The 11,954-nt window shown below is 59.1% G+C and carries 9 protein-coding genes; 4 read left to right on the plus strand and 5 right to left on the minus strand.

Annotation, left to right across the window (positions count from 1 at the left end; genetic code table 11):
- Positions 1-430 precede the first annotated feature (430 nt).
- On the minus strand, positions 431-2,086 hold the full coding sequence (locus tag Q0106_RS06570; RefSeq protein ID WP_297610566.1) for a fumarate hydratase: 1,656 nt from the start codon (positions 2,084-2,086) through the stop codon (positions 431-433).
- A 420-nt stretch (positions 2,087-2,506) separates the two neighbouring features.
- On the opposite strand from Q0106_RS06570, the gene Q0106_RS06575 reads away from it, so the two are divergent.
- Both Q0106_RS06575 and gsiB read left to right on the plus strand, forming a co-directional pair.
- Complete coding sequence (locus Q0106_RS06575) at positions 2,507-3,274, plus strand: transporter substrate-binding domain-containing protein (protein WP_297610569.1); 768 nt, start codon at positions 2,507-2,509, stop codon at positions 3,272-3,274.
- Between the two features lie 260 nt (positions 3,275-3,534).
- Positions 3,535-5,076, plus strand: a complete 1,542-nt coding sequence (gene gsiB / locus Q0106_RS06580) for a glutathione ABC transporter substrate-binding protein GsiB (RefSeq protein WP_297610572.1) — start codon at positions 3,535-3,537, stop codon at positions 5,074-5,076.
- A gap of 102 nt (positions 5,077-5,178) precedes the next feature.
- Here the strand turns inward: gsiB and Q0106_RS06585 are convergent, their stop codons facing one another.
- Positions 5,179-5,835 carry a hypothetical protein gene (locus Q0106_RS06585; protein WP_297610575.1) on the minus strand — a complete coding sequence of 219 codons (657 nt, stop codon included), beginning with the start codon at positions 5,833-5,835 and terminating at the stop codon, positions 5,179-5,181.
- Positions 5,836-6,042: 207 nt separating this feature from the next.
- Here Q0106_RS06585 and Q0106_RS06590 point away from each other — a divergent pair, with 207 nt between their 5' ends.
- Positions 6,043-7,002, plus strand: coding sequence for a LysR family transcriptional regulator (locus tag Q0106_RS06590; protein WP_297610578.1), 960 nt, complete (start codon positions 6,043-6,045; stop codon positions 7,000-7,002).
- Positions 7,003-7,107: 105 nt separating this feature from the next.
- A complete protein-coding gene (locus tag Q0106_RS06595; RefSeq protein ID WP_297610581.1) occupies positions 7,108-8,508 on the plus strand; it encodes a flavocytochrome c in 1,401 nt (466 codons plus the stop codon).
- A 93-nt stretch (positions 8,509-8,601) separates the two neighbouring features.
- On the opposite strand, the gene Q0106_RS06600 is transcribed toward Q0106_RS06595, so the two are convergent.
- From Q0106_RS06600 to Q0106_RS06610, 3 genes are all read right to left on the minus strand, one after another.
- Complete coding sequence (locus tag Q0106_RS06600) at positions 8,602-9,453, minus strand: ABC transporter substrate-binding protein (protein ID WP_297610584.1); 852 nt, start codon at positions 9,451-9,453, stop codon at positions 8,602-8,604.
- 32 nt (positions 9,454-9,485) lie between these two features.
- A complete protein-coding gene (locus tag Q0106_RS06605; protein ID WP_297610587.1) occupies positions 9,486-11,159 on the minus strand; it encodes an SbmA/BacA-like family transporter in 1,674 nt (557 codons plus the stop codon).
- Between the two features lie 133 nt (positions 11,160-11,292).
- The gene (locus Q0106_RS06610; RefSeq protein ID WP_297610590.1) at positions 11,293-11,916 is read right to left on the minus strand and encodes a TonB-dependent receptor; all 624 of its coding nucleotides are present in this window, start codon (positions 11,914-11,916) and stop codon (positions 11,293-11,295) included.
- Between the last annotated feature and the right edge of the window lie 38 nt (positions 11,917-11,954).

Genomic DNA, 11,954 nt, shown 5'->3' on the forward strand with positions numbered 1-11,954 from the left:
AAAGATGCGGGCATCCGCACTTAAATGAATGATCCGGCCTGATCAGCCTCTCCCGTTTCGAAGAGCACGGCTGATTCAAGCTGGTACCTCAAAAATGAAGCGTCGTTTTCCGAAGAGGGAAGACGGCGCTTTATTTTGCTTTTGCCTTAAACCATCAAGGGAAGGCGGAGCCCAAGTGCCGGCCAGCACGATTGCTGCAAGCTGCGGATTCCATTCCCGGCGGCAGACGCCGGGATCAGGAGAGGTGCGGCTTGAAGACCTGGCCGGATTCAAAAGCTCCCAGAGGAAGATTCACTGTTCTTCAGAGACAAAAAAGAAGCCGTCAGGCATTTGCTGCTTAACGGCTTCCTTTTTTCCTTCCTCTTCCGAAGGGCGTCTCATCTGACCCCAAGGGCTTCAGAGACGCGCTCCGGATGAAGCAGTCAGGCGATTACTTCTTTTCGCACTTGCAGGCGATCTTGCAGGGCTTAAGCTGCTTGAAGAAGTCGTTGCCCTTGTCGTCGACGAGGATGAAGGCCGGGAAGTTCTCGACCGTGATCTTGTAGACGGCTTCCATGCCGAGCTCCGGATACTCGATGCATTCGATGCTCTTGATGGCGTCGGACGAAAGGACCGCAGCAACGCCGCCGATGGTGCCGAGGTAGAAGCCGCCGTGCTTCTTGCAGGCGTCCGTCACAACCTGGGTGCGGTTGCCCTTGGCGATCATCACCATCGAGCCGCCGTGGCTCTGGAAGAGATCAACGTAGGGGTCCATGCGGTTGGCGGTCGTCGGGCCCATCGAGCCGCAGGCGTAGCCGGCAGGGGTCTTCGCGGGGCCGGCGTAGAGAACCGGATGATCCTTGATGTAGTCGGGGAGCTCTTCGCCGCGGTCAAGGCGTTCCTTCAGCTTCGCGTGAGCGATGTCGCGGGCGACGATGATCGTGCCGGTGAGTTCGAGGCGGGTCGAGACCGGGTACTTCGTGAGGTCGGCGAGGACTTCCTTCATCGGGCGGTTGAGGTCGATCTTGATCGAGCCGCCTTCGCCGGGCTTCCTCAGTTCTTCAGGGATGAGGCTGCCGGGGTTGTTGTCGAGCTTCTCAATGAAGACGCCGTCCTTCGTGATCTTCGCCTTGATGTTGCGGTCGGCCGAGCAGGAAACGCCCATGCCGATCGGGCAGGAAGCGCCGTGGCGCGGCAGACGGATCACGCGGATGTCGTGAGCCATGTACTTGCCGCCGAACTGGGCGCCGAGGCCGATCTTCCAGGCTTCCTCGAGGAGCTGCTGTTCAAGCGCAACGTCGCGGAAGGCGCGGCCCGTTTCATCGCCCGTCGTGGGGAGGTTGTCGTAGTAGTGGCAGGAGGCGAGCTTCACCGTGAGCATCGTGCGTTCAGCGGAGGTGCCGCCGATCACGAAGGCGATGTGATAGGGCGGGCAGGCAGCCGTGCCGAGGGTCTTCATCTTTTCGATGAGGTAGGGAACGAGCTTCTGGGGATTCAGAACCGCCTTCGTTTCCTGATAGAGGTAGGACTTGTTGGCCGAGCCGCCGCCCTTCACGACGCAGAGGAAGCGGTATTCCATGCCTTCCGTCGCTTCGATGTCGATCTGCGCGGGGAGGTTGCACTTCGTGTTCACTTCCTCGTACATCGAGAGCGGAGCGTTCTGCGAATAGCGGAGCGCGTTTTCGGTGTAGGTCTTGTAGACGCCCTTGCTGAGCGCCTCTTCGTCTTCAAAGCCCGTCCAGACCTGCTGTCCCTTTTCGCCGTGGATGATCGCCGTGCCGGTATCCTGGCAGTAGGGGAGAATGCCCTTGGCAGCGACTTCGCCGTTGCGCAGGAACGTGAGGGCAACGTACTTGTCGTTTTCGCTCGCTTCCGGATCGGACAGGATCTTGGCAACCTGTTCGTTGTGGGCGCGGCGGAGCATGAAGTTGACGTCGGTGAAGGCGCGGTTCGAGAGCGCGGTCAGGGCTTCAGGGGAAACCTTGAGGATCGGATGGCCTTCGAATTCGCCGACGGAGACGCCTTCCTTCGTGAGGAGGTAGTACTCGGTGTCGTCCTTGCCGAGCTGGAACATCGGGGCATATTTAAATGCAGGAGCTTGTGCCATGGTTGTGTTTTCTCTTCTCTGTTTAGGGTCTGGTCCGTGAGCGGAGGATCTCCCCCGCCGGGGCCGCTGCAGGATTGTTTTCAAGGCGCTCTCCTCCTTTTGGAAGGAGATGCTCTTTTTTCTGCTCTTCGAATTATTTACCTCTTCGGAGGATGAGAGCAACCCTTATGCAAAGGAGAATTGACGCGGGAGCAAGTCTTCGTCCGGAGCTTACATATCACTCCTGTAGGTAGGTATTAACCCTTGAGATAAAGCGCGAATGCCTCTTGTGCAATATCGAGGAAAAGCGTTTTCTGCGGGAATTTACGAGCGGAGCACCGGGTCTTTCTGAGGCATTCTTTCCTGATTGCTTCTCCGGGACGCCTCAATATCCCGGGAAAGGCGAACTGAATTCCAACTGACTATTCAAAGGAGCTTTTCATGAAAGCCGTCAAGACCCTTATTCTTGCCGCAGCCGTTGCCGCCGCGGGCGCAGCTATGGCGGGCGACCGCCTCGACGCCATTCAGAAGTCGGGCGTGATCCGCGTGGGAACGCCCGCCGACTATCGTCCCTTCGCGATGGACGAGGCGGGCGTCATCAAGGGTCACGACGTCGACGTGATCAAGGCGATGGCGGCCTATGCGGGCTGGAAGGTTGAGTTTGTGAAGACGCCCTGGAAGGACATTGAAGCCGGCATCAAGGGGAACCGCTTCGACGTCGCCGTGGGCGGCATCACGCAGACCCTCGCCCGCACGTCCTGGGGCGAATTCCTTCCGGGCTATGCGCCTTTCGGCAAGGTTGCGCTCGTGAGAAAGGGCGACCTCACGAAGTACCGCACGCTCGAGGACCTCAATCAGCCTTCCGTGCGCGTCATCAAGAATCCGGGCGGCACGAACGAGCAGTTTGTGCTGAAGAACCTCACGAAGGCCCAGGTCTCGACCCACGACAAGAACTTTGAGATTCCCGGCCTCATCGCCGAAGGCAAGGGCGACGTGATGATTACGGAAACGGCTGAGGCGATTCTCTATTCGAAGAAGAATCCGAAGCTCGGCGCCGCCTTCATCACGAAGCCCCTCACGCCCGTCTCCGAGATGGGCTTCCTCATGCCGACGGACGACGCGGACTTTGCGCGCGTCATGAACTACCTCTGGCACCTCTCCGACATCCGCGGCGACCTCGCCCGTGCGGAATCCGCCTGGCTTAAGTAACCATTTGGAGAGTCATTCTTTGAAGCCCCGGCCGGTCTTCCGCCCGCCGGGGCTTTTTCTAATGCGCTTCTTTGATTCTTTCCGGGCGAAAGTCCGGTGAAATGCCTAAGGAATACTGCTTTATGCCGTGGAGGGTGACGGGCGCCGCCTTATAAGATTAGGGAAAAGATAAAGAGACAGAGGAGCCTTCCCGGGAGTGCAGCATGCGCCCGGAGAATTGTTCAGCTCCTTCTGCGCACTTCAAACAAAGGAAATGCGTCATGCGTTTTGCCGCTTCGATTCTTTCTCTCGCCGCCGGTCTCACCCTTGCTGCCGGGGCGCTTCCCGCCAGCGCACGCGGAATTACGGTTGCGGTGGGTTCGTCCTTCACAACGCTCGACCCTTATCAGGCGACCGACCTTCTTTCGCGCAGCGTCGCGAAGTCCTTCTATGAAGGCCTCTACGCCTTCGACAAGGACCTGAAGCCCGTGCCGCAGCTCGCGAAGAGCCATGAGGTATCGCCCGACGGCCTCTCCTGGACCTTTACGCTCCAGGAAGGCGTCAAGTTTCACGACGGCACGGAATTCAATGCGGATGCGGTGAAGCTTAATTTCGATCGCGTTCTCAACCCGGCCAATCACCTCTCGCGCTACGCGCTGCTCAAATTCATCGACAAGGTTGAGGTGCTCGGGCCCTACAAGGTTCGCTTCGACCTTAAGTCCCCGATGCCCTCGTTCCTGCAGAGGCTCGCGAACGGCACGGCGCAGATGATCTGCCCCTCAACGCTCAAGAAGTACGACGGCCGCGGCATTGCCTTCAATCCCTGCGGCACCGGCCCCTATACGCTTAAGGACTACAACCCGAGCGAACGGCTCGTCGTGGTGAAGAATCCCAATTACCGCGTGGCGGGGCTCCCGAAGCTTGATTCCATCACCTGGGTGCCGGTAATGGAAAATGCGACGCGCGCGGCGATGCTGCGTACGGGCGAGGCGGACTTCATTCACCCGATGCCTGTCGAGCAGGTGAAGGAACTGAAGGACGATCCCAACCTCAACATCCACATCGTGCCCTCGATCATGATGCGCTACCTCTCGATCAACTGCATGCAGAAGCCTTTCGACGACGTGCGCGTTCGTCAGGCGGTGAGCTATGCGATCAATCGCGAGGCGCTCTGCAAGGTGGCCTACAACGGCTTCGCGCAGCCGGCGACCGGCGTCATCCCGCCCCAGATTCCCGGTGCGGCGAGCTTCGGCGTTCCGGCCTACAACCCCGAGAAGGCGCGGGAGCTCTTGAAGGAAGCGGGCTACCCGAACGGCTTTTCCACGCGTCTCTGGTCGGGCTACAACAACTCGACCGCGAACAAGGTGATTCAGTTCATCCAGCAGCAGCTGAATCAAGTGGGCATCAAGACCGAAACCCGCATCCTTGAAGCCGGTCAGCGCGTGACCCTCGTTGAAGCCAATAAGGAGCCGAAGAACGCCCCGAACCGCCTCTACTACATCGGGTGGTCCAATTCCACCGTTGAGGCCGACTGGGGCATGCGTCCGATCTTCGACTCGCGCGAAATGCCGCCAAAGCTCTCGAATGAGGGTTACTACTCGAACCCGAAGGTCGACGAGCTCTTCGACAAGGCAATCGCCGAAGTGGACGAAAAGAAGAGAAACGAGCTCTACCGCGAGGTTCAGATGATTCTCTGGAAGGAAGTGCCCGTGGCCTTCCTCGTCTACGAGGACAATACGGCGGCTTCCAACAAGCACCTGAGGAACTTCAATCCGCTTCCGGATACGGGATTTGAGTTCTATTCGGCGGAGTGGGTGGATTAATTCCTGCCGCCTGAAATTTGAGTTCATCAGAAAGGGAGTCCGGGGTTGACGCGGGCTCCCTTTCTTTCAGAAAGAAGCGTGCCTCAGTGAGGCAGCCCTTCCTTATTTGCCGAGGAACGCCTTGACCTTTTCCTTGGCATCCAGGCAGAAGTTTTGGTATGCGGTATTGAGAACCGTGAGCCAGTTCGACTCAAAGGCGCCCTGGAAGCCTTCGTGATACGAACCTTCCACCGTGAAGGCCGGATCTTCCGCATCATTCACTCGGACGCCGGCACTCATGTCGCTCGAGAGCGTGATCTGCCAGAAACCCATTTCCACCCACGCCCAAAATTTGTTCACGTCAATGTCAATAACCTTGGTGTCGGCCGTGACTTCGTCCTTAGGGACGACTCTGACGCCGTTTTCCTTGAAGGCGGCTTCGATGGCGCTCTGCGTAAGGCCGGTCACGGACTGCTCAGGCGGGAGAATGAGTTTGCCGAGCGCCTTGCCGAAGCCGTTGCGCTTGCGGCCGATGGCATGATCCTGTTCCTCGGCAGTCTCGCACATGACGGACGGAATGTCGGGAGTGCGCGGCGCTTCTTCAAAATGACGCTTGTCGGCGGAACTGCGAACGTAGACCGTGGTCTGGGATTGGGGATTCGCTGCGTTCGAAACGGATGTAGTGTCGAGCGTAAGTTCGCTCGTATTGGTGGCGCAGCCGGTGAGGAGCAGAAGAGAACTTGCGAGCAGCGCGAGAGAAAAACGGTTGAAAGTCTTCATTTTCGAGGGTTTGAGAAATTGCCCGGGAGCGCCGGGCGGAAAATGCACCGCAGGCTGAAGCCTGCGGGCTAGAGGAGCGTGATATTTTAGTAAAGATGAGAACCAATCGCATTTGCGCCTTCAGGCCTCTCTTATGCAGGAGAGGATTTGCATAAGTGTGGCTTCGATGCGATAGGCTTCAATTTTCTGCCGGCGAACCCGATATCCATGCACTACGACCTTGTTGATCTTCGCATTCTCCTTGCACTCGCACGTGCCGGCAGCCTTTCGCGGGCGGCCGAAGAGGTGCATCTCACGGTTTCAGCTTTGAGCGTCCGGCTGAAGCGCCTTGAGGAGGAGGCGGGAACGCTTCTCTTTGAGCGTTCAGGGAAAGGACTCGTACAGACGCCGGCGGCGCTCGTGCTCGTGAACGCGGCAAGACGCGTGCTCGAGGCGGCTGCAAGCCTCGAAGAAGATTTCGCGCCTTATGCGCGCCGGGAAGCGAAGCCTCTGCGGATTTTCTCCAACAGCACCGGGCTCGAGAATTTCCTCTGTCGCCTCACGGGGCCTTTTCTTGCCAAACATCCGGAGACCAGAATCGAATTCGTCGCGAGGAGAAGTTCGGCGATCACGGAGGCCGTCCAGACGGGCGAAGCAGACCTTGGTCTTGCGGGAGGCGCCGCGGCAGAGGATGAGGCTCGGGCAGCGGCTTCGGGCGTCAGACTTTTCCCGTATGTCGACGATCGCCATGTGCTCATCTCAAGAAAGGACCATGAGCTTCTTCGGGGACTTCAGAAAAAGAGCATTTCCTTTGCCGAGACGCTTCGCTATCCGTACGCGTCGCTCCTCGAATCGGCGCCGATGACGGCGGCCATGCGGGAGCGAGCGCTCGCGATCGGCTGCCGGTATGAACCTGTCGTCGAAGTGCCGAGCTTCACTATTCTTGTTGAAGTCGTCCGTTCGGGCGGGCTCCTCGCCGTAGCGCCTTATTCCGCCGCTGCGGACGGCATGAGGGATCTCGCCGTTACGGAGCTCTCCGACGCCTGGGCGGCAAGGCCGATGGCCTTTCTTGTGCCGGCAAGCCGCCCGATGAGGCCCGACGCGGAAGCGTTTCTCGAATTCGCCCTGAGCGCGGAAGGCGCCAGATACCTCCCGGGAGGCATGACGTTGACCGGCAGTCAAACGTGAATTGAAAAACTTTCAAAGCACGGGTTCTTGTTCTTCGGCAGACTTCCATCCGCTTTGCGCTCTCTCGGGCGAAAAGAACGAAAGTTTCAGAAAGGAGAAGAAACAATGAAGAAGACGGTCCTCGCCGCAGTTCTCTCAACCGCTTTTGCCGCCGCCTATGCGGCTGGTCCCGACGCCGTCGTGATCGGCGCGGGCGGCGCCGGACTTTCGGCCGCCGTGACGCTTTCCGACCTCGGCCGCAGCGTCGTTGTGCTTGAAAAGATGCCGATGATCGGCGGCAACACCGTGCGTGCCGAGGGCGGCATCAACGCTGCGGAAACGCCGCTTCAGAAGAAGCTCGGGATCCCCGACACGATCGACCAGTTCTATAAGGACACGATGAAGGGCGGGCACAATCTGAACGACCCGGAGCTCCTTCGCACGATGACGACGCACGCCAAGGACTCCGTTGCTTGGCTTGAATCCCTCGGCGCTGATCTCGGCGCAGTCGGCCGCTCGGGCGGCGCCAAGTACCCGCGCGCCCATCGTCCGACGGACGGCTCCGCTATCGGTCCGGAAGTGATCCGCGTGCTTTACAAGGCCGCCAAGGACCGCAAGATTGAGATGAGAACGCAGAACCGCGTGGTCGAGCTCCTCACCGACAAGTCGGGCGCTGTTGCCGGCGTCAAAGTGAGCACGAAGGACGGCAAGACCTACACGATCGACACGAAGGCCGTCGTGATCGCCACGGGCGGCTTCGGCGCCAATCAGGATCTGCTCGTCAAGTATCAGCCTAAACTCAAGGGCTATGCGACCACGAACCATCCGGGCGCCACGGGCGACGGCATTCTTCTTGCCGAGAAAATCGGAGCGGCGACGGTGGATATGAAGCAGATTCAGGCGCATCCGACCGCTGCGCCCAACGGCACGCTTATTTCTGAGAGCGTTCGCGGCGACGGCGCGATTCTCGTCAATGCGGACGGAAAGCGCTTTACAAATGAACTCCTCACCCGCGACGCAGTTTCCGCCAAGGAGCTCGAGCAGCCGGGCAAGTTCGCCTGGGTGGTCTGGGATGATGCTACGCGACAGACCGCGAAGCTCATGGACTCCTACAAGAAGCTCGGCCTCACGGTTGAAGGCAATACCGTGGCCGAGCTCGCGCGCGCCATGAACGTGCCTGCCGCGAATCTTGAGGCCACGATGGCGCAGTACGCGAAGGATCAGGCTGCCGGCAAGGACAGCCAGTTCGGCCGTCCCGAGCTCCTCCAGCCGCTCACCAAGGCGCCTTTCTTTGCCGTCAAGGTCCAGCCGGCTGTTCACCACACGATGGGCGGCCTTAAGATCGACACGAAGGCTGAAGTGCTCAACGCCGAAGGAAAGGCCATCCCGGGTCTCTTCGCTGCCGGCGAAGTCACGGGCGGCGTCCATGGCGGCAACCGCCTGGGCGGCAACGCTCAGGCCGACATCGTCACCTTCGGCCGCATTGCCGGTCAGTCGGCGGATGCGTGGTTGAAGTCGCTCAAGTAACCTTCGGGCCTCTCTCTGCGGAGTGCGCCTTGACGAGTGCACTCCGCTTCAACGCGAAAGCCGCGCTCAGAAGAGAATGGACGCGGCTTTCCGTTACCACATGAGCGCTTCCGACCATTCCTCAAGAATGAGGGGGGCTCTCCAGGAAAGCGCGTCGCAGTAGTAGGGTAGCGACGCGATGCGGCCTTCCGTCATGGCCCGGCAGGGCTTGGCGCCGGCTTTGAGTGCGTTCTGAAGCGCCGTCGCGCCGGCGAGTGCGTCGCCAGTGAGGCAGATGAGATCAGGGTCAAGGGCAAAAAGCTCCTCAACATTCCCCAGATCCTGGATGCCCGCGATCAGATCCTTTTCGGGCGTCGATTCGAAGAGATTCCTCACGTCAAAGTGTGCTGAAAGCAGCTTTGAAAGGTCGCTGTGCGCGGCAACCCGGAAGACATAGCTCTCGTGCCGAATGGGATTCCGGATGCCGAGAAGCACGACGACACGACGTCCTTTCGGGACCTTGAGTTCGAGGAGCTTTTCCATCCGCTCCCTGCGGTCCCTGATCACGCGCTCGGCCTGTCTTTCCGCGCCATAAAGCTTCCCGGCCCTGCGGAGCACTTCGTCGGCGTCGCCCTTCACATCAAGCACCTTGACCGGGACGCCGAAGGATTCGATTTTTTCCTTGAGAACCGCAGGGTTGAAGTCCTCTTTGCCGTTCTCTTCGAGAAGTACATAGTCCGCATTCATGCGGCGGAGCGCCGTCTTGAGGATCCCTTCGGGATTGTCGAGAAGGCAGCTGATGCATTCAAGGGGCTTTTCCGCAGGATGGAGAAGCTCCATGGAGGGAACTTCTCCGCCGATGAGCGCCCGGGAATAAATCCTGAGGGCGCCGAGGATCTCCGCGGCCTTGTCGCCGCAGAAGACGGCGTTTTCGTACTGAGGGAAGGGAATGAAGGAGTTGGACATGGGGATTCCTTTGGTGGTCTTTTTGAGGTCTCTCAGGCGAGCCGGAGAATCTGGTCGGCTTCTGGGAAAAGCGCGGATTGATGGGTCACGAGCAGAATGGCGGTTCGCGGGAGGAGCTTCTTCATGAGGTCGAGCATGCGTTCGGCCGACGCGTCGTCGAGTCCGCTCGTCATTTCATCCATGAGGAGAATGTCGGGCTTCAAACGCACCGCCCGCAGGAGAACAATGCGCTGCTGCTCGCCCCCTGAAAGCGCGTTCGCCCAGTCGGCATAGCGATCGAGCTGGTCGGCAAGATGGTCGAGGCGCGCCAAGGAGAGGAGCTCTATAGCCTCTCTGTCAGAGAGCGATGACGGATCGCTCGGATAGGCGAGCGCGCTTCGGAGCGTTCCCTTCATGAGATAAGGCTTCTGAGGAATCCAGACGATCGTGCCGCGGGACGCAATCTCTCCGGTAAAGGTGCCGGAGAAGCCCGCGAGCACCTTGAGAAGCGTTGACTTCCCGATGCCGGAGGGGCCGGCTGCAAAGGCGAGCGTTCCTGGTTTTAGCGACAGGCGTACGGGAAGCGCGCGGAATTTCCCCTGATTTCCCTCGGGGATGTTGAGGATGATGTCGGCGCGCATAACCTCGGGCGATCCTTCAGGAAGCATCTTTCGCTCGGAGGCGAGCTTTTCAGCCGCTTCATCCACATCCCTGATGCCCTGTTCCAGCCGGCGAAGGCGTTCATAGGCGGCGGAAAGCTTTGCCAGATCGTCGTAGGCAAAGATGATCCAGGAGAGCGACCTCGCAACGTCATTGAAGGCGCCGCGAATCTGCATGACGCCGCCCAGCTGAATTGCGCCCGAGAAGAAGGACGGCAGCGAAAAGAAGATGGGCGCCAAATGCGTGAACTGACCGATCCCGACCGTGAAGAGGTCGAGGTCGCGCTGCTTTTTAATGAGCGCGATCAGCACCTGAAGAAGGTCGGAAAACCGGTCTCTCAGGCCTCGCTCTTCAGCCGTTTCTGCATGCGACCCGGCAATGGCCGCACCGTTGCGCCGCTTTTCCATCAGGGCCGAGCGGAGGTTGGCCTCCATGTGCTGCGCCTCCATGTTGAAGCCCTTGAGCTTCCTGCCGATGAGGTGTGTGAAGAACGTGGCGACGGCGGTATAGATGAGGCACACCCAGAACATGTATCCGGGGATGGTGATGCCGAAAAGCGTAATGGAGCCCGACAGGTTCCAGAGAATGAGTGAGAAGCTTCCGATCGTGAGGACGGAATCGAAGAGGCTGATGAAGAGGTTGACGGCAAGGCTCGTCAGCGACCGGACGTCTTCCGTGATTCGCTGGTCCGGGTTGTCGGGCTCCTTTCCGCTTTCCCGGAGGAGGTAATGCGCGCTCCGGGGCGAGAGCCAGCGCGCAAAGAAAATCTCCGTCACGTCGCGGCGAAGCGCGAGTATCAGCCGGTCCTTGAGGTATCCCGCCCAGACGAGGAGCACGATGATGGCCGCCGCGAGGCCGATGAAGTAGAAGAGCTCGCGGTAGATCCCCTCCTGGTCGACCTTCTGAAGGGCGTCGAAGAACCGGCCGTTCCAGTCGTTGTAGAGGATTGCCAGGCGAATGTTGACGACGTAGGCGCCGAGCACGATGCCGAAGAGAAGCCAGAGCTTCAGCCGATCGCGGGAAAAGAGATATTGCCCGAGGAGCCGGGCGAGGCCGCTTCTTTGCATGGGGCATCCGAAAGAGGCGGACCGGCCGCGCCTTCAGCTGCTGAAGTCGGGAGCTGCTGAAGGCCCGGGGCATCAATTGACGGCGGTCGGTCCGGGTTGCGAACGCGAGAGAGGCGTTCGGTGTTTCAAAGGATCAGAACTGGGCCGAGAGCCAGGCTCTGAAGCCGCGGGCGAAGCCCCAGGTTGGAAAACTCGACCCTGAATAAGCCCAATATTTCTCGTTCGTAAGGTTAGTAACGGCAAGGCCTGCCTGCAGACGGACGAAGCCAGTCCTAGAAGGCGTCCACATCATGCCGATGTCATGCGTAGCATAATTTTTCAGAGCAACGGTTTCACCGCTGATTTCCGCCGTTGTTCCTCCTTTTGCCCAGTGCAGGCGATACCATGGTTCGACATTCCATTCATTGATTTTGTAGCTTAAGCGCAGATTCGCAGACTGCGGCGTATTGGATTCAATGCGCTTGCCGGTTTCTTTGTCTTCGGAATGGAGGTATCCGTAAGAGGCGCTCGCGCGGAAGTTGCCGAGTGAATAGCTGCCGCTAAGTTCGATGCCCTTATTTACAACATGACCTAGATTGTACGTATGGAAGGTCATCGTTAGATTTTCAGGATCAAAAGCAAGAACATCTGCAAAGATATGGTCCTTGATATCGTCGTAGAAGAGAGCAGCCTTGACGCTCAGTTCATCGCCTTCGTGGGCCAGGTTGGCGAACAAGGCACTGGCGCCGATTTCATAGTTGCGTGAATTCCCAGAAATCCGTTAACAGGGTCTGAAAGAAATTCATATCCCGGCTT

It is taken from the genome of uncultured Sutterella sp. (assembly GCF_937923675.1).
Lineage (GTDB): Bacteria > Pseudomonadota > Gammaproteobacteria > Burkholderiales > Burkholderiaceae_F > Sutterella.